General features: G+C 63.7%; 23 protein-coding genes and 1 tRNA gene. 11 read left to right on the top strand and 13 right to left on the bottom strand.

The genetic code is table 11. The features are described 5' to 3' along the window. Window positions 1-102 precede the first annotated feature (102 nt). Window positions 103-801 carry a cytochrome c-550 PedF gene (pedF, locus tag E4662_RS03990; RefSeq protein ID WP_136439947.1) on the top strand — a complete coding sequence of 233 codons (699 nt, stop codon included), beginning with the start codon at window positions 103-105 and terminating at the stop codon, window positions 799-801. A gap of 74 nt (window positions 802-875) precedes the next feature. Then, on the top strand, window positions 876-1,781 hold the full coding sequence (locus E4662_RS03985) for a substrate-binding periplasmic protein (RefSeq protein WP_240705112.1): 906 nt from the start codon (window positions 876-878) through the stop codon (window positions 1,779-1,781). Between the two features lie 139 nt (window positions 1,782-1,920). Here the strand turns inward: E4662_RS03985 and E4662_RS03980 are convergent, their stop codons facing one another. Together E4662_RS03980 and E4662_RS03975 are read right to left on the bottom strand one after the other, a co-directional pair. Further along, entirely contained in the window at window positions 1,921-2,694 is a 774-nt protein-coding gene (locus E4662_RS03980; RefSeq protein ID WP_240705111.1) for an FAD:protein FMN transferase, read from the bottom strand. 107 nt (window positions 2,695-2,801) lie between these two features. Further along, the gene (locus E4662_RS03975; protein ID WP_136439945.1) at window positions 2,802-4,892 is read right to left on the bottom strand and encodes a 4Fe-4S binding protein; all 2,091 of its coding nucleotides are present in this window, start codon (window positions 4,890-4,892) and stop codon (window positions 2,802-2,804) included. Between the two features lie 105 nt (window positions 4,893-4,997). Between E4662_RS03975 and E4662_RS03970 the strand changes: the two genes are divergently transcribed. Beyond that, a complete protein-coding gene (locus E4662_RS03970; protein WP_136439944.1) occupies window positions 4,998-5,768 on the top strand; it encodes an ABC transporter permease in 771 nt (256 codons plus the stop codon). On the opposite strand, the gene E4662_RS03965 is transcribed toward E4662_RS03970, so the two are convergent. Next, window positions 5,765-6,478, bottom strand: coding sequence for a vWA domain-containing protein (locus tag E4662_RS03965; RefSeq protein WP_240705110.1), 714 nt, complete (start codon window positions 6,476-6,478; stop codon window positions 5,765-5,767). The two genes, E4662_RS03970 and E4662_RS03965, sit on opposite strands and share 4 nt — an antisense overlap. Window positions 6,479-6,621: 143 nt before the next feature. Here E4662_RS03965 and E4662_RS03960 point away from each other — a divergent pair, with 143 nt between their 5' ends. Together E4662_RS03960 and E4662_RS03955 are read left to right on the top strand one after the other, a co-directional pair. Then, complete coding sequence (locus E4662_RS03960) at window positions 6,622-6,903, top strand: hypothetical protein (protein WP_136439943.1); 282 nt, start codon at window positions 6,622-6,624, stop codon at window positions 6,901-6,903. Between the two features lie 27 nt (window positions 6,904-6,930). Beyond that, a complete protein-coding gene (locus E4662_RS03955; protein WP_136439942.1) occupies window positions 6,931-7,938 on the top strand; it encodes an ATP-grasp domain-containing protein in 1,008 nt (335 codons plus the stop codon). A 15-nt stretch (window positions 7,939-7,953) separates the two neighbouring features. On the opposite strand, the gene E4662_RS03950 is transcribed toward E4662_RS03955, so the two are convergent. From E4662_RS03950 to E4662_RS03940, 3 genes are all read right to left on the bottom strand, one after another. Beyond that, complete coding sequence (locus E4662_RS03950; protein WP_136439941.1) at window positions 7,954-8,997, bottom strand: aKG-HExxH-type peptide beta-hydroxylase; 1,044 nt, start codon at window positions 8,995-8,997, stop codon at window positions 7,954-7,956. Between the two features lie 9 nt (window positions 8,998-9,006). Then, window positions 9,007-9,210: a hypothetical protein gene (locus E4662_RS03945; RefSeq protein ID WP_136439940.1), complete on the bottom strand. Its 204-nt coding sequence runs from the start codon at window positions 9,208-9,210 to the stop codon at window positions 9,007-9,009. 196 nt (window positions 9,211-9,406) lie between these two features. After that, window positions 9,407-9,493: transfer RNA gene (locus E4662_RS03940), tRNA-Leu, on the bottom strand. A gap of 147 nt (window positions 9,494-9,640) precedes the next feature. Here E4662_RS03940 and E4662_RS03935 point away from each other — a divergent pair. Further along, entirely contained in the window at window positions 9,641-10,621 is a 981-nt protein-coding gene (locus E4662_RS03935; protein WP_136439939.1) for a complex I NDUFA9 subunit family protein, read from the top strand. A 102-nt stretch (window positions 10,622-10,723) separates the two neighbouring features. Here E4662_RS03935 and E4662_RS03930 read toward each other — a convergent pair whose 3' ends face one another. From E4662_RS03930 to E4662_RS03915, 4 genes are all read right to left on the bottom strand, one after another. After that, window positions 10,724-10,996, bottom strand: coding sequence for a DUF6455 family protein (locus E4662_RS03930; protein ID WP_136439938.1), 273 nt, complete (start codon window positions 10,994-10,996; stop codon window positions 10,724-10,726). Window positions 10,997-11,002: 6 nt separating this feature from the next. Continuing rightward, window positions 11,003-11,305, bottom strand: a complete 303-nt coding sequence (locus tag E4662_RS03925; protein WP_136439937.1) for a DUF6455 family protein — start codon at window positions 11,303-11,305, stop codon at window positions 11,003-11,005. After that, the gene (locus E4662_RS03920) at window positions 11,302-11,565 is read right to left on the bottom strand and encodes a DUF6455 family protein (protein ID WP_168797884.1); all 264 of its coding nucleotides are present in this window, start codon (window positions 11,563-11,565) and stop codon (window positions 11,302-11,304) included. Before E4662_RS03920 ends, E4662_RS03925 begins: the two co-directional genes overlap by 4 nt. 119 nt (window positions 11,566-11,684) lie before the next feature. Continuing rightward, window positions 11,685-12,413, bottom strand: a complete 729-nt coding sequence (locus tag E4662_RS03915; protein WP_136439936.1) for a M48 family metallopeptidase — start codon at window positions 12,411-12,413, stop codon at window positions 11,685-11,687. Window positions 12,414-12,548: 135 nt separating this feature from the next. On the opposite strand from E4662_RS03915, the gene E4662_RS03910 reads away from it, so the two are divergent. Beyond that, window positions 12,549-12,788 carry a hypothetical protein gene (locus E4662_RS03910; RefSeq protein ID WP_136439935.1) on the top strand — a complete coding sequence of 80 codons (240 nt, stop codon included), beginning with the start codon at window positions 12,549-12,551 and terminating at the stop codon, window positions 12,786-12,788. A 322-nt stretch (window positions 12,789-13,110) separates the two neighbouring features. On the opposite strand, the gene E4662_RS03905 is transcribed toward E4662_RS03910, so the two are convergent. After that, window positions 13,111-13,368, bottom strand: coding sequence for a DUF167 domain-containing protein (locus E4662_RS03905; protein WP_136439934.1), 258 nt, complete (start codon window positions 13,366-13,368; stop codon window positions 13,111-13,113). 98 nt (window positions 13,369-13,466) lie between these two features. Here E4662_RS03905 and E4662_RS03900 point away from each other — a divergent pair, with 98 nt between their 5' ends. Together E4662_RS03900 and E4662_RS03895 are read left to right on the top strand one after the other, a co-directional pair. After that, a complete protein-coding gene (locus E4662_RS03900) occupies window positions 13,467-14,045 on the top strand; it encodes a nitroreductase family protein (RefSeq protein ID WP_136439933.1) in 579 nt (192 codons plus the stop codon). Then, window positions 14,042-14,728 (top strand): EI24 domain-containing protein, encoded by a 687-nt coding sequence (locus E4662_RS03895; protein WP_136439932.1) that lies wholly within the window; start codon window positions 14,042-14,044, stop codon window positions 14,726-14,728. Before E4662_RS03900 ends, E4662_RS03895 begins: the two co-directional genes overlap by 4 nt. Before the next feature lie 139 nt (window positions 14,729-14,867). Here E4662_RS03895 and E4662_RS03890 read toward each other — a convergent pair whose 3' ends face one another. Both E4662_RS03890 and mce read right to left on the bottom strand, forming a co-directional pair. Next, complete coding sequence (locus E4662_RS03890; RefSeq protein ID WP_136439931.1) at window positions 14,868-15,161, bottom strand: DUF1467 family protein; 294 nt, start codon at window positions 15,159-15,161, stop codon at window positions 14,868-14,870. After that, window positions 15,161-15,565, bottom strand: coding sequence for a methylmalonyl-CoA epimerase (gene mce / locus E4662_RS03885; RefSeq protein ID WP_136439930.1), 405 nt, complete (start codon window positions 15,563-15,565; stop codon window positions 15,161-15,163). The genes E4662_RS03890 and mce overlap by 1 nt, the downstream gene beginning before the upstream one ends. Window positions 15,566-15,714: 149 nt before the next feature. On the opposite strand from mce, the gene E4662_RS03880 reads away from it, so the two are divergent. Together E4662_RS03880 and E4662_RS03875 are read left to right on the top strand one after the other, a co-directional pair. Beyond that, window positions 15,715-16,434 (top strand): response regulator, encoded by a 720-nt coding sequence (locus E4662_RS03880; RefSeq protein ID WP_136439929.1) that lies wholly within the window; start codon window positions 15,715-15,717, stop codon window positions 16,432-16,434. A 118-nt stretch (window positions 16,435-16,552) separates the two neighbouring features. Continuing rightward, the gene (locus E4662_RS03875) at window positions 16,553-16,795 is read left to right on the top strand and encodes a hypothetical protein (protein WP_136439928.1); all 243 of its coding nucleotides are present in this window, start codon (window positions 16,553-16,555) and stop codon (window positions 16,793-16,795) included. The last annotated feature ends 43 nt before the right edge of the window (window positions 16,796-16,838 follow it).

Raw genomic sequence — 16,838 nt, 5'->3', positions numbered from 1 at the left:
GCCGATGCGCCCCGATTTGCCCAACCAAAGTCCAATACCGCCCGGCGCAGGGCTGCCTTAGGGATATGGCAACTGCACGATGCATGTATGGGAGGACTCGCCATGCCACACCTGAACCTGACCCGCGCGCTTGCCACCGGCGCTTTGACCTTGCTTGCCTCGCAGGCGTTGAGCCACGGCGATGTTGCCCCGCAGGCGGTTGACACAACCGGCCTGCCCGCCATCGAAGGCGACTGGCTGACGGAAAACCCCTACCGCGCCGAGCAGGTCGGCGAGGACACATGGCTGCGCGCAATCGAGATCGGTGCATCCGGCTACAACCAGAACTGCGCACGCTGCCACGGGCTCGAAGTGGTCTCCGGCGGTCTTGCGCCCGATCTGCGGTATCTTGAGGCCGAGGAATACGGCGACGAATGGTACGTCGAGCGTTTCCGCGAAGGCTACACCCAGAACGGCATCACCAAGATGCCCGCCTTTGGCGAACTGCTCGGTCAGGAAGCCGCCTGGGCCATCCGCACCTACATCGAGGCCCGCCCGGACGAAGGCGCCCTGGATGATTACGCCGATGAACTCAAGGGCATGCGCGATGCCATGGCAGGCTATGCCAGCGATCCCAGCGGCTCGGACGCGGATGCGCTCAAGGCCCGCCTGACAGAGATCTCCTCGCAGATCGAAACCGCCTCCGGCGCACCTGTTGCCGACAGTGTCGCCTACCGCGCGGCCAAGCTGATCGACGGCACCGCCGAGGCTTACAAGTCTGCTGCCGAGGTCTTGACCATTGGTCTGTCCGCCGCAAACTAAGCGTCGGAGACCCTAGCAAATTTCAGAGCGTGCCGGGCCTCCCGGCGCGCTTTTTGGCTCAAGGAGAGGGAGAAATGGGGATGAGATTTCGCGCGATGCTGACCGCAGGCTGTTTGGCGCTTGGCATGGCGATGCCAGCCTTTGCCGCAGACCCCTGCGCCGATTACGTCCCCCAGCCCAAGCCGCAGAACACCGGGCGCGACATCGTTGGCAAGGAACTCGATCAGATCATGGAGCAGGGGCATATGCTTTTTGCGGTCTACGAGGATTTTCCGCCTTATTCCTGGGAAGAGGGCGGCGCGCCGCGCGGTGTCGACATCGAAATCGCCCGCATCATCGCGCAGGACCTCGGGGTTGAGGCCCGTTTCAATTTCGTCGCCGCCGGCGAGAACCTCGACGCGGACCTGCGCTTCAACATCTGGAAAGGCGCGCTGATCGGCGGGCGCATTGCCAATGTCATGATGCGCATTCCCTACGACAGCGCTTTCAAGTGCCGGGTGGAGCAGGTGGTCTTTACCGGCCAATACGCGGGCGAGAGCATCGCGATTGCCTATGACAAGGCGAGCTATCCCGAAGACAAACCCGTTCCGGCCTATTTCCGGTTTGACAGCGTCGGGGTGGAGAACGATTCCATCGCGGATTTCTACCTGTCCGGTCTCGCGGGCGGGCAGCTTCTGAACAACATCCACCGCTTTACCACCACCGGGGATGCCATGGCCGCTTTGAACGCTGGCCAGATCAAAGCTGTGATGGGGCCTTTGGGCGAGTTGGAGCACGGGCTTGCGGACAGCTCCGCCGTGCATCAGCCGCCCTTGCCGGGGTTTGCAGTGGGGGATTGGACGCTCGGCGTCGCCGTCAACTTTCGCTATCGCCCCTTGGCCTACGCGGTGGACGACGCCATCAACTACGCCCTACAGGACGGCCGGATCCCGGCGATCTACGAGTCCTACGGCCTGACCCACCAAGCGCCGGAACGGTAGAAAAGACGGCGACGTTCAACGCCATAGGCTTGGCGCAACAGAGGTTCGCACCCGCCCTGGGGGGCGAGGTCGGGCGCGAACCGGATCGACAAGCGATCCGGGGGGCTTTGTGACAAAAAGCGCGCTGCAATCCGGAGGTTTACCCCCGCAGCGTCACCAGATCCCCATCAAAGCCAACCAGCGTGACCCCAACCACCGCGTCATGGCGCGCCACCATTCGAATCTCATCCACCTCCGCCAGCACCAGCCCGGTGGACAAAGCGTCTGCCAAAGCCGCGCTCTGCGCCTCGACAGACACCGTCGACCAGCGTGGGCGGCGCTGGTGGTGCAGAATGTGTCCGGTCTCACCCAAAGGCGTCGCCATCGGGCTGGAGGTGGCGATGGCCGTTCCGTTCAGGGTACGCCGGGCCATAGCCCCGTGTTCTGGATCCACAAGACCCAGCCGCCACGGCCCGCCCAGCCCGCGATGCTCACCAATACTGATCAGCGCCTGCTCAAAGCCGTGCCGCGCCAGAAGCTCGGCAACCCGGTCCGTGGCATAACCCTGCGCGATGCCATTGAAGGTCAACGCCTGTCCCGGCGCCAGAGAAACCCGCTTAGTCCCGCGCGTCACACGCGCCCATCCAATCGCCTCCAACGCCTCCGCCGTTCCTTCCCCCCGCGCCAATGCGGCCCAAAGCGGCTGCACAGTCGGATCGAACAGCCCGCCGGTCAGGCGGTGCGCGGTATCGGCAAGGCCAAGCAGCTCGGCCATCTCCGCCGAAGGCCGGATCGCCCCAGCCGCGTTCAACCGCGACAACTCCGATGCCGGATCAAAAAGCGAAAACCGCGCCTCGATCCCGGCAATCAGGCTGCGCGCCTCATCCAGAACAGCCCGCGTCAGGGCCTCCGGCCCATGCAGAATCAAAGACACCTCCGCCCCAAAAGCATAGCCCTCCCAACGGAGCGGCGCAGCTCGCGCTAATGCAGGGCCAGCGGCAAAAGCGGCGGAAATACTCAGAAAGCGGCGGCGGGTCACAGTCATTCGGCAGGCACCTTCAACGAACGCCCCTTGGCGGCGAGGATCAGCGGCACGCACTGCGCGCTATCGTCATGGATGGTCACGCAGTCGAGACAGCCAAAGCATTCGGAATACTGGACTTTCCCACTCGGCGCGATGGCTTTGTAGTTGCATTTCACCTTGCACAACTGGCACGGGCTGCCGCATTCCGTGCGCCGCGCAATCCAGTCGCGCCCGCGCAACAACCCGCCAACCGCCATGACCGCGCCGAGCGGGCAGAGGTAGCGGCAGAAGCCTTTGAACAGCACCATCGACAGCAGCAAAAGCCCCACCGCATAGGCCACGAAATACCATTCTCGGATGAAAAACGTAGTGATGGCGGTCTTGAACGGCTCCACTTCGATCGCCGTGTCGATCGCTTCGGGCCGGGTAAACAGCAGCGCCACAAACCCCGCCAGAACGACATATTTCAACCCTTTGAGGCGTGTGTCCCAAACCGCGTTCGGCTCGATCTGCGGCAGGCGCAGGAAGCGGCCCAGATGGTGCGCGAACTCCTGCAAGGCCCCAAACGGGCAGAGCCAGCCGCAAAACAGCGCCCGTCCCCAGAACACGAAGCCGATCAGGCTCACCGCCCAGATCATCAGCGAAAACGGATCGTAGAGCAAAAACGCATAGCTCCCGCCATCCAGCGCCGTGCGCGCCACCGCTATGGGCGTGGCAATCGACAGCTGCCCCTGTCCCCACCAACCGATGAAACCGGTGACAAAGGCCAGGACCGCCAGCCGCGCGGGCGTGAACCCGGGCAAGGCCGCCAGCCGGTTCATGCCAAAACTCAGCGCCCCCAACAGCCCGGTCAGGAACACCGCGAGGATAACCAGATCCGTCTGCCGCTCCCTGAGCGCGCCGAGCCATGGCGGCACCGGTTTGGGAACCTCGGGCCGGGCAAAGAACCGCTCTGGCGTCACATGCGGGACGTCAATCACCGCCGTGCCGATCTGCGGTTGAAAGAACCCGTGTTCGCGCAGGGCGCTGACATGCAGCGTCCAGTCCGAGGACGGATCAAACCCGAGCCGCCGATCCGTGCGCAGGATCAGCGCCGCGCCGTCGTGCAGGTCTTCGGGCAGATCGTCATGCAACTCGATGTAAATATCGCTGTCCCGGAACGCGATGGGAAAGCCGCCCTGGCTCGCGCTGATCAGATCGGGCGCGGTGTTGCGGACAAAATCCTCGGTGATCAGCCCGTGACGGGCGGTCTCGATCACCAGAACCGGCTCATCGGTGTCCGAGATTTCCATGAAGTTCTGCAACTCTTCGAGGCTGCTTTCGCCCAAGACAGCCTCTGCGATCGACGGCGCGCCAATGTCCACCACCCACAGGTCCAGATAAGTGCCCTCGGGGTCGTCCTTGGCCTCGGGATCGTCATCTTCCCAAAGCGTGCCGGCGAACAGCGTATCGACCTCCGCGTTGGTGACGGTCTTGCGCGTGACGATGCCTTGGGCGACCAGATCGTCCCAGCTCAGATCTTCGGCATAATCCAACTTCGGAAAGGCGGGCGGGCCGGTGGCGACGCCGCTCATCTTCTCGCGCGCCACCTGCAAGGCAGCGGCCAGAATGCTCTCATGGGCAATCCGCACCGAGGCCGTCCCCTTTGTCACCCCATCGAGATACACCAGCGCAGAGCCATCCGCCCCGTCGCCATAAGGTGAGCCAACCACAAGGCTGTCGGAAATCGAATGCCCGCGATACTGCTTGAAAAAGTCGTAGAACAGCTTTTCCGGAAGGCCGGAGACAAAGATCGGCTCGTTGTGCGACATCAGCTGAACGTCGAGAAACCGACCGTCCAGATCCAGCACCACCAGCATGTTGATCGTGGCACCGGAGAAGCCGGGCAGGGGGGCCATCGGTTCGGTCTCGAACACATAGCCCGCCTCCGCCCCGCCGGAGTTCAGCAACTGCCAGACACCCTTGTCGTTCAGCTGCTCGCCAAGGCTCATGGGCGGCACGATATAAGGCGCGATGCTCTCACGCGGCAGCGGCTCCGCCTGAACGGGCAGTGCCAGAAGCGTCAAGAACGTCAGAAGCAGGGCGAACGGGCGAAGTACAGCGGTCATGGCGCAGAGCCTATGTCGGGCCGGGCCGCGCGCAATATTCGACCAAGGTCTTAACCGGCGCGATAGGTTTTGGCATGGGCGGCCTGACGTGGCAGGGTGCAGCGCATGAAACAGACGCAAACAGACGCAAAACCGGTTGTGATCTCTCTGATCGCATTGGTTTTTCTGTGGGCGCTGGCGGCGCATCTGGGCAATGATCCCAGCATCCTGCCTGGGCCTGCGGAGGTCTGGCACATCGCGATGGGCGAAACACGTTCCGGTGATTTGCCGGAGCATTTCTTCGCAACGCTGCGCCGCGTGGTTCTGGCCTTTGCTCTGGCCATGGGGCTGGGCTGCGTGATCGGCGGAATCATGGGGCTGTCCCCGCGTGTGAACCGCTGGCTGTCCTCGTGGCTCATTGTCCTGCTGAACATCCCGGCGCTGGTGGTGATCGTGCTGTGTTACCTCTGGATCGGCCTCAACGAGACCGCTGCCATCACCGCCGTTGCCCTCAACAAAACCGCCATGGTCGCGGTCTCCGTGCGCGAAGGCGTGCAGGCTTTGGACCCGAAACTGCGCGACATGGCGCAGGTTTTTGGCCTCTCGCGTGGGGCCATGCTGCGCCATGTGATCCTGCCGCAACTCTGGCCCTATCTCGCCGGGGCCATGCGCAACGGCGTGGCGATCATCTGGAAAATCGTTCTGGTGGTCGAGTTCCTTGGCCGCAGCAACGGCATCGGTTTTCAGATTCACCTCTACTTCCAGCTTTTCGAGACAGGCTACGTCCTTGCCTACGCGCTCAGCTTCGTTGCCTTCATGCTGCTGGTGGAGTTCGCCCTGATCGGGGCGCTGGAACGCCGGGCCACCGCGTGGCGGCGCCAGAGCCTGGCGGCTTAGAACAACACGTTGCACCCCAGCATCCGGTTCATCGCCTGAACCAGATCATCAACCGTCTCGGCGCTGACATATTCACCGCCCGTTTGCGTGGCCAGGCATTGCGCCGCGCTGACTGTCGTCTCTTCGCCCTCGCTGCGCTCCCCCGGCCAATGGAAATGCTCGCTGCGCACCTTGTAGCCGATCACATGCACGGTCAGCGCCTCGCCTTCGGCAAACAGCTGCCGGGCCAGCGCGCAGGGCGCGCCGCCGCAGGTTTCCTTGCCGTCCGTCACCAGAACGATGGTGCCGGGCTTGTCGCGAAAGTTCAGCACCTTCGCGGCCATCGCCACCGCTTCGGTCAGGGCAGTGTTCCCTTCCGGCTCAAGGGCATCAATCGCCTCCAGCACCGGCACGGTTGCATCCGGGCGCGGGCCAAAACGCAGATCGACCCCGGCGCAGGCCTGCGGCGCGCCTTCCAGCTTGGGTCCGTAAACGATCAGCCCGATCTTCCGGTGCGGGGCGACGCGCGGCATCACATCGCGCAAGGCCCGCTGCGCCTCGAAGATGCGCGGCTCGTCAATCATGTTGAAGCCCATCTCCGCCATGGAGCCGGACCCGTCAAAGACGATCATGGCGTCATCGGTGCAGGCCGATTGCACCGGCGCAGCGGGCAGCAGCGCCAGACACGCCGACGCTTGCGCAAGACGGAACATTTGGATCACAGAGGCCATGGTCGCGCTTTTTGGTCCTTTGCGGGCAGGCTACCGCAAAGCGGCGAAATCCCGAAATGCGACTTTGGCCGCATCCAAAGTCCTTGGCGCGCCGCCGCTGGCTGTGGCAGTCTTCTTCCCATCGCAGCGCAAATGGGCAAGGGATGGTCAGTAGCAAGAGCGAAAACAGCGCCGCGCCGGGCGGCCCAGAGACCGGGCAGAACGCCCGCATCGCAGCCTATCGCGCCGAGATCGGCGCCCTCAAGGCCGAGCTGGAGGCCTCAGAGGCCAGCCGCCGCGCCCTCATGTTGGAAGTGAAGCAGGCCGCCACGCTCTCTGCCGTTCTGAAAGACAAGCTGACCCACAGCCGCGCCGCCCTCGCGGGTGGGCTGCGCCACGGGCTGGCCCTGTCGGCCCAGTGGCTGCGCGGCCGGATCCGGCGCTGAGCGATGCAGGCCAACAAGGAGTGAACAGTGTTCCCGGTCGACATCTCCGCAGACCCGCGCCGCACGCTCTATTTCGTGACCTTCCACGGCCACCGCTACACCTTCGCCTCCGTCGCATCAGCCCTTGAAGCCCGCGGCGTCCGCGCCGAATGCCTGTCCTGGTCCAGCCTCTTTGCCAGCACCGAGCTGCCGCATGGCACATGGGTTCTGAGCGATTTCGAACGCCTCTCCGCCCAGCAACTGCTCGCCGCTGGCAAGCTGCGCAAACGCCTGCTCGCCGCTGGCTGCCGGGTTCTGAACGATCCCGCCAAGTGGCTGCCCCGCGCTGATTTCCTCCGCACGCTTTATCTCAAGGGCATCAACACCTTCCAATGCTGGCGGCCCGCCGTGCAGGAATGGCCGGACCGGTTTCCCGTCTTCCTGCGCCAGGCCAGCGCCCATCAGGGCGCGAAAAGCGATCTGCTGGCAAACGCACAGGAGGCCCGCGCAGCCTTTGACGCGGCCCTTGCCGAAGGCCTGCCGCTGACCGATCTTCTGTTTGTCGAATACGCGGGCGCGCCGGTGCCGGACCGCAGGTTCTTTCGCAAGCTCTCGGGCTATCGTGTCGGCCCGGAGGTGGTGCGCGGCGCGTCGGTGCATGACACCCATTGGATGGCAAAAGACGGCATGATGGGGCTGGCCGATGACGCCGATTACGCCGCAGAACGGGCCGAGATGGATGCCTACCCCCATGAAGATCTGGTCTGGAATGTCTGCGATTTGATCGGTCTGGAGTTTGGCCGGGTCGATTTCGGTCTTCGGGCAGGCCGCCCGGAAATCTGGGAAATCAACAGCAACCCGATGATTCACGGACCCCACGATCACCCCAACGCGGACCGCGTGGCGACGGTCAGGCAGTCCTTTGAAGGTCTTGTCGAAGCCTTCTGGATTCTCGCACGCAGCCCCGGCGATCCGGTCTCTATCGAAACCTGTTTTGCCCGCCAGAAACAGGAAAACCGCCCCGATCAGATGCTTGTCGAGCTGCGCAGCCAGTAGGGCGGCTCTGCGCCTTTACCCGCCTGCCGTTACCGGCGGCAGAGCGATCCAGCGTCTTGCGTTTTCGATAATCGCCGCCCCGGTTTCCGTCAGGCGGCCATCGGAGCGGATCACGCTGTCGCCGGAGGCAAAATTCGCCCGATCCCGCGCCGCCGCCTCAAGCGCGTCCGCGCGCTCCGCAGGCGTGAGGATCCCGCTCGCCGCCAGCTGCTCCATGGTCATCGCCATCCGCGCCGAAACAAACGTTGCGTGGAAAATACCGTCCATGGGCCGCGGATCAGGCCGCAGCGGTGACGGGTAACGGTCTTCATACGGATTGTGCACCAGCAGTTCCTTGCCCATCATGCCAAACAGCAGCGAATGCCCGCATTCATGCGCCAGAACCTCGGCCACCGCCAAAGGTGTCTCGTGAAATTTCGGATTGAGCAGGACAAGCCCCCACAGCTCGTAATGCGAGGCCCCGTCAAACTCCAGCTTGGACCCTTCCGGGGCCTGCGCCAGAAGCACCGATCGGATGATCGAGCGGATCTCGATATGAATGTCCGGCGCGCCCCGCTTGAGCAGATCAAGCCCCTGCCGCAACCGCGCGCTGAAGGTCGCGCGGCTGTCTTCGTCCACCGCGTCAAACAGCCCACGCTCGCCGGGGCTCATCCGGCGCTTGAAGGCGCGTTCAAGCTGCGCGGCATTCTCCGCGCCCACCGCAAAGACGGGCCAGTCCTCTGTCGCGCCCAGCGCGCAGCAGGCCGCGATTTCCCGCGCGTTTTCAACCGCCTGATCAATATCCCCGCCAGAGGCGTGCTCGACCAGCTCGTAATAGGTGCCAAAGGCCTCGGGGGGCAGGATGCCGCACGCGCGCAAATGCGCAATCGGCTGGGCCAGCGCTTCCGTCACGCCCGGTGCCTTGCTGGCGCAGCGCTCGGATATGTGCAGGAAACTGTCCAGCAGCGCCTGATGCATCCAGGCATCAAGCGCCTTGGCGCGCGCCGCAGACGGCTCAAACGCCCAGCGGCTGCCCTGTTCCAGCGCCGGGTCATCCCCGGCGGCGTCTGACACGGTCATAGTCCGCGCTTACGCAACCTTGCGGATCCCGGCGTTGCCGCCGAAGAACTTGTTGCCGCCCTTGTTGCCCATTTTCAGACGGATCGAATGCCGGTCCTCACCGTACTGCTCGATGTGGTCATCCGGCAGCAGCCAGTAGCCCAGCAGCCGGGTGTGATCGAGGGCAATCTCACCGGTTTCTTCAGTGTTCACGGGGTCGATGTCTTTGCTCATCTTGCGTGGCTCCTGAATGGATCAAAACGATTGGTCGGTATTTCTATGGGGCGCTACGCTACTGCAGATTGAAAAACGGATCAATCGGGGCATGCGCCGGGCCATGGCGTATGCCACCAAGACCTGACCGTGTTTTTCGGTCGCGAAACGCAGGATGCAAAAAAGCCCCCAAGGACAGAACCTTAGGGGCTTTCCATGGTGCCCAGAAGAGGACTCGAACCTCCACGGCCTTTCGGCCACTGGTACCTGAAACCAGCGCGTCTACCAATTCCGCCATCTGGGCACGGGTTGGTGAAGCAGGCGTTTAAGGTGCATGCCGGGGGGTGTCAACAGGGTTTTTTCAATGTCTCGCACGCGGCAATCCGGCGTCTTGCTCATATCCCCTCAACGCTCTATTTCTAACAGCAATTCCAGCTTCAGGAGTCGCCAGATGACCAATCTCGTTACCATCTACGGGGGGTCCGGTTTCGTCGGACGCTATATCGCGCGGCGCATGGCCAAACTTGGCTGGCGCGTCCGAGTCGCGGTGCGTCGCCCGAACGAGGCCATTTTTGTGCGTCCATACGGCGCCGTGGGCCAGGTCGAGCCGGTTCTGTGCAATATTCGCGATGATGAAAGCGTGCGCGCCGCGATGATCGGGGCAGATGCGGTGGTCAACTGCGTCGGCACCTTCGACAAGGGCGGCAAGAACAATTTCCAGGCGGTCCAGAACGAAGGGGCCGCGCGCATTGCCCGCCTCGCCGCCGCCGAGGGAATCACCCGCATGGTGCATATCTCTGCCATCGGGGCGGATGCCGATGGGAACAGCCTTTATGCCAAGTCCAAAGGGCAGGGCGAGGCCGCCGTGCTCGAACGCATGCCCAAGGCCACCATCCTGCGCCCTTCGGTGATCTTCGGGCCGGAGGATGCCTTCTTCAACCGCTTCGCCAAGATGACCCGTCTTTCGCCGGTCATCCCTGTCGTCGGTGGCAATACGAAGTTCCAGCCGGTCTATGTCGATGACGTGGCGCAGGCCGCGGTCAAAGGCGTGCTGGGCGAGGCCGAGGGCATCTATGAGCTGGGCGGGCCGGACGTGCGCAGCTTCTCCGAGCTGATGCACGAGATGCTCCGCACCATCCGCCGCCGTCGCCTCGTGCTGAACATCCCGTTTTTCGTTGGCGGGATCATGGGGTCTGTCTCGGACCTGATCCAGAGCATCACGCTTGGACTTGTCCCGGCGCAGATCACCCGCGATCAGGTGCGCTCGCTGCGTGCCGACAACGTGGTCTCGGACGGCGCCAAAGGTCTCGAAGACCTCGGCATTCGCCCAACGGCGACCAAGGCGGTACTGGACGAGTACCTCTGGCCCTATCGCCCCTCCGGTCAGTACGACGCGATCAAGGAATCGGCCAAGAACCTGCGCTCGCAGTGAAGTCTTCGCGATAAAAAACCTCAGCCCGGATCGTCCAGCGAACCGGGCCGCCCGGCCGCTAGAGCATCGTCCTGAAAATCTGCATCAAAGGCAGACGCGCCCTTAATGCGCCCGCTGCGTCTTGCGCAGTGCACAGAGCTGCTCTCCGTTGCAGCAGCCCGGCGGTGGGTTTGTGCTGAGGTTGGTCTGCGTCGACAGCCACTCCTGACAGGCCTCGACCAAAGCGCAGCCCCGGCACCGCGTGACCATCTCCGAATAATCCGCCGCGCTCAGCGCGCCGCTCTGCACCTCTTCGTACAGGTTGAACCCCATCACCCGCGCCACGCTGCGCGTCATGAAGAAATGGACCGATGGATCACCAAGCTTTTCAGCCATAACACGTCACTCCGCTGCGACAGCCTTCAATAAATCGAAACTCTGCTGGTTGCGGCAGGCCTCCGGGCAGTCGCGCCCGGCCTCGTCTCCCTGTGCCAGCCAGCGCCCGCAGCCTTCGGTCCAGGCGCAGCTGCGACACCGCGCAACCATTTCGGCCCAGTCCTCCTGACTCAGCGCGTCCCCTTCCATGGATGCGGCCAGATCCACGCCCGTGGCCTGCGCCATGCGCTGCACTTTCCAAAAATGCTCGCGCACGGGGCCAAGCGGGCGGTTCGGGCGCACAAGCGCTTCATCGCGGTCCCGCGTCATTGCTGGGTCCTCCGCAGTTCCGCGAACAGCACATGGTTACGGCAGTAGGACGGCGGTGCCCCGGCCGTCTCGGTACGGCTTTCCAGCCAGACTTCGCAGGAACCGGGATCGGTGCAGCCAGTACAGCGCAGCACTGCGTCATCCAGATCGGGAATGCTCAGTGTGCCGCGAAACACCTGTTCTTCAAGGTCTAGTCCCTGGGCATTGGCCATCTCGTCGACGAGATAGGCATGGCGGCGGAGTGTGGTCCTGTTTGGCATCGCTTCTCTCCCTGTTTGTCTGGACGCATGCGGGAGAGGATACAAGTTTGACGCGATAGCGCCTTGACTCAGGTCAACGCGGCCTTCCTGAGCCAATGGTCAACGCGGCTTTCCTGACCCTAGATGTTGCCCGCTTTGAAGGCGGCATAGGTCTTGCGCACGATCTCGACACGGGCGGCATTGGGCGGGTGCGAGCCGAGGAACCGGTTGCCGGGGTCCGGGATGCGGGTAAAGAACGCCGAGCCTCGCACCGGATCATAACCCGCGCGGGCGGCGATGATGGTGCCCAGCTGATCCGCCTCCAGCTCGAATTCCTTGGAATAGGTGCGCGCGCCCACGGTTGCCCCAAGCTCCTCTGCCGAGCGCACCGCTTCCGCATCCGCCCCGCCAAGCGCGGCAATGCCGGAGAAGATCACCGCCCCCACCGTGGCGCTCTGCACCGTCTTGGAGATGTGGTCGAGCACATGGTGCGCCGCCTCGTGCCCAAGGATAAAGGCCAGCTCATCGGCATTGCGCGCTGTGGCAATCAGCGCGATGTTGAAGCCGATGATCGGCCGTCCGGTTTCGTCAATGGTCTGAAAAGCATTGGCCGGCTCGCCGGGGCGATCATCCACGACAATCTGGAAATTGCAGTTCATGCCGCGCGTGCGTTCCCGGCAGACCCGCTCGGCCACCGGCTCCACCGTTTCCACCACGGTGACAAAGCGCTGTGCGGCGGCTCCGGCGCGGACCCGCACATCGGTCTGGACCTTTGTGTCCGGCGAATCCTGCGGGGCAGGGGTGGTCGGCGCGGGCATTTCCGTGCAGGCGGCGAGCACAAGAAGCAGGAGCGGAATCAGGCGATGCATGGGGTGTCCGGGTATGAGTGTTGCGCGTCTTCAGGATAGTCGCCGTTTCCGCGCGGGGCCAGTCCCGATCTGGCCCGGTGACAGAGCTGTGAGACGAGGGCTTGCAGCCGGGCGGAAAGCCGATACTCTGATGCCATGTTCAGCATCGAGCACGACTTTGACGCCACCGTGATCACCCTTGTCGACGAGGGCGACGCGCCTTTGCAGGAAGATGTGGTGATCTCGAATTTCGAGGAATGCGTGACCGTGGGCCAATATGACCCGCGTCAGGACAAGACCGTCACGGTCACCCTCTCCATGTCGCAACTGAACGACCTGATCGCGGCACTGGAGCTGCCCGAAGGGGTCTATATGCGCAAACCGGAAGAGGGGTAGGCGGCAGGCGTTCGGGGCATCTCCGTAACGCCAGTCATTCAGCGCTCCCCGTCCCGGACTTGATCCGGGACCTTGTGGCCAGCACACAAGCCGCGTCATCATGCTGGAAGCATGTCTCCGACATGACGGGCCGTGGTACGGCGATCCCCCCTCTGATCTCCTGGATTTATCCCGGCCACTGGCGCGCTGGCATTGTGTAGTGCCCGGCACCAACCCAATCGCCGTGCCGCGGGGACGGCCCGTCGATGGCGCGGCGGCCTGCGGCCTTGATTCCGCGCCTGTGGTGAGAGGAAGGATCGCTTGCAGAAAGCAGCGCTCCTGCTCACTCCTCAATCCGAAACACCTTGTCCCGCGCGGTCTCCCCCCGCACCAGAACCAACCGGCTCTTCGGCACACCCAAAGCCTTGCTTAAAAGCTTCACCACCGCCGCATTGGCCTTCCCGCCTTCGGGGACCGCCGTCACATGAACCCGCAGACCAGCCTCATCGCGCTCGATGCGGTTGCGCGCGGCCTTTGGCGTGACGCGCACCATGATGGTCGCGCCGGGCTGGGCCAGATCAGAGAAATCCGGGGTTTTCATGGCTCTGGCCTACCGTGCGCGGCCATCATCCGCAACTTCCCGGTTGAAACCGGGGCAGCCAGCCCTGACATAAGGGCAGCGACCAAACTGGATGTGACATGCCCGACTCTGAACAAGACGCCTTCGACTTCCTGCTCCGCCGCCGCTCCCGCCCGGCCAAAACGCTGACCGGCCCCGGCCCGGACCGCGCCGCGCTGATGCCCATGCTCACCGCCGCCGCCCGCACACCCGATCACGGCAAGCTGGAGCCCTGGCGGTTCATCGTACTCGAAGAGGCGGCCCTGCGGCGCATGACATCCATCATCCGCAGCACCGGCGAACGGCTCGGCAAGGATGCGGCAGATATCGAAAAAGCGACCCATGTCTACACCACCAGCCCGCTTTGCGTGGCGGTGATCGAAGTGCAAAAGGACAGCCCCAAGATCCCCGCGATCGAGCAAACCTATTCCGCCGGGGCGGTCTGCCTCGCGCTTCTGAATGCGGCGCTGGCCTCCGGCTGGGGGGCGAACTGGCTTTCGGGCTGGTTCAGCCATGACCGCGCGTTCATGTCCGAGGCGCTGGGCCTTGCAGCGCACGAGCGCATCGCCGGGCTGATCCATATCGGCACGGAAACCTCCACCCCTCCGGAACGTCCGCGCCCGGACCTTGAGGCCATCACATCCTGGGTATCCGAATGATCTTTTCCGCCTTTTTCAGTGCTCTGGGCCAATTGGGCGACCGCCGCTTTCGCAGCACGCTCTTCAAAGGGGTCGGCCTGACGATCCTGCTGCTTTTTGGCTTCTACCTTGTGTTCTCGTTCGGCGTGGGCTGGCTTGTGGGCGACAGCGTGACCTTGCCTTGGATCGGAGAAGTGACCTGGGTCGACAATGCCATCAGCTGGGCGGCGATCCCTCTGACGATCCTGCTCTCGGTCTTTCTCATGGTGCCGGTGGCCTCGGCCATCACCTCGCTGTTTCTCGACGATGTGGCGGATGCGGTGGAGGAAAAACACTACCCGCACCTTCCGCCCGCCGAGCCGCTGTCCTTTTCCGAAGGGCTGCGCGACACGCTGTCTTTCCTCGGTATCCTGATCGGCGCAAACCTCGCGGCGCTGGTGCTCTACCTGTTCCTGTCTCCGCTTGCGCCGGTGATCTTCTGGGTGCTGAACGGGTTCCTGCTGGGGCGGGAATACTTCACCCTTGCGGCGACGCGCCGGGTGGGCCGGATCGAGGCCAAGGCGCTCTGGCGGCGCAACCTTTTGACGATCTCGGCCGCGGGCGCGCTGATGGCGGTGCCGCTGACCGTGCCTTTGGTGAACCTGTTGATCCCGGTGCTCGGGGCGGCGACCTTCACCCATATCTTCCATCGGCTGGCGCGGTGAGGTGAAAGAGGTTTCGCCTCGCTATTGCGAGGCGACCAGCGCGCCCTGCGGGCGCGTTTTTGGGGCCCTGCCCCGCCGCAGCAAGCTGCGACTCCCCGAGGTATTTTGGGCCCAAAGAAACCGGGGCGGGGGCGGCTGATTACTCTGCCGCTTCCGCCGCCGGTTGCATGCGCTTGGCCATCCAGCCATCAATATCCCGCACGGTGATTGTGCCGGAGATGATGATATAGGCCAGAACCGCCCAGATCGCCGCCGCGATGCCGGAGGTGATCCAGGCCTTTTTCTTCAGGTTGTGCACCTCGGGGCTGCTGGCGTGGGTGCCGGGCACGACCTCGCCGACATCCCCTTGTGTCTTCAGACGAATCGGAATGACACAAAGGAAGGTCAGAAACCACAGCACCGCATAGAGCACGAGGCCGGACGTGATGCCCATCAGACCTGCTCCAGCTCCACGAGGCAGCCGTTGAAGTCCTTGGGGTGCAGGAAAAGCACGGGCTTGCCATGGGCGCCGATTTTCGGCTCACCGGTCCCCAGCACACGCGCGCCGGTTTCCTTCAGGTGATCGCGCGCGGCGAGAATGTCGTCCACTTCGTAGCAGACATGGTGGATGCCGCCCGAAGGGTTCTTTTCCAGAAACCCGTTGATCGGGCTGTTTTCGCCAAGCGGGTACAGCAGTTCGATCTTGGTGTTAGGCAGTTCGATGAAGATCACCGTCACGCCGTGGTCCGGTTCGTCCTGCGGCTCCCCGACCTTCGCGCCAAGCGCGGTGCGGTACTGCGCGGCGGCGGCTTCGAGATCCGGGACAGCAATGGCGACATGGTTCAGGCGGCCAATCATGGGGGCGTTCCTCTCGTGCGTTTGGATACGTCAAATTTGCATCAGGTTATGGCGCGCTGTGCCGGGCCGGGCAAGGCGGTGCGTCCTTTAACCGCTTATTCACCTAACCGTGGGCAGCATGGGGGACGAGCTGCCACATGGAGGGGATCATGGACGATTACTCTGACGAACTGGACCTACACCGCCGCCCGACCGCCACCCGCCCGCTTCTGGGGCTGACTGTTCTGGTGGTTGAGGATAGCCGCTATGCCTGCGACGCCATGCGGCTCTTGTGTTTGCGATCAGGCGCGCGCATCCGGCGTGCGGACTGCATCAAATCGGCGCGCCGCCATCTGCAGGTTTACCGCCCTTCGGTTGCCATCATCGATCTTGGTCTGCCGGACGGCTCCGGCGCGGAGCTGATTGCCGAACTGTCCAACGCCAGCCCGCGCATCGAAGTGATCCTCGGGATCAGCGGTGACAGCTTTTCCGAGGATGTCGCCATGGCCGCCGGGGCCGATGGCTTCCTTGCCAAACCAGTGGAATCGGTGGCGGTCTTCCAGAGCAAGATCATCTCTGCCCTGCCGCCCGAGCGCCAGCCCAACGGCCCGCGTATGGTCAGCAACGATCCGGTCCGACCCGATCCTTTGTCTTACCGTGATGACATGGCCCATGCGGCGGACGTGCTCGAAGAGCGCAGCGATGGCCGTCTGCTGGACTACCTCGCCCAGTTCCTGCGCGGGGTCGCGAGCAGCGCCGGGGACTATCCGCTTGAGGACGCCGCAAAAGATCTCGCCAACGCCCGCGCGCATGGCCGCCCGATCCAGGCCGTCGTCGCCCGCGTCGCGGCACTGCTGCAGGAGCGGCTGGCGGAGAAGGTGGCGATCTGAGCGGGTCCCGGCCTCTTAATTGACGTTAACAAATCGTTAAAACCCCTCACCCGCACCGCAGAAGTGCCACATTCGCCATGCAATTTAACGTTGAAATCAAGCAACGGAGGTCTTGGCTATGGGGACAGAAGCCGCTCTGGTGATGGTTGCAGTGACACTTGCTCTGCTGCTGCCTTTGTTAATGGTAAAACACAGCGTTACACGCCGAACCCGCGAAGCCGCGGGGCCGGAAATCGCCGATCAGCGCGATGAGAGGGTGCGGCTCGTCATCCTCGCCGTCACCGCGCTCACGATGTTCGGGCTTTTCTTCGCCTACGGCTCGGTGGTCGTGGCGGCGGAGCTTATGACGCCGACTCATTAAAACACGCGAACCAAAAAGCCCCGCAGACCTTCCGGCGCGGGGC

This window comes from Pacificoceanicola onchidii (genome assembly GCF_004804335.1).
In the GTDB taxonomy this organism is placed as follows: domain Bacteria; phylum Pseudomonadota; class Alphaproteobacteria; order Rhodobacterales; family Rhodobacteraceae; genus Pacificoceanicola; species Pacificoceanicola onchidii.
This window is presented reverse-complemented; position numbering and strand designations above follow the sequence as displayed.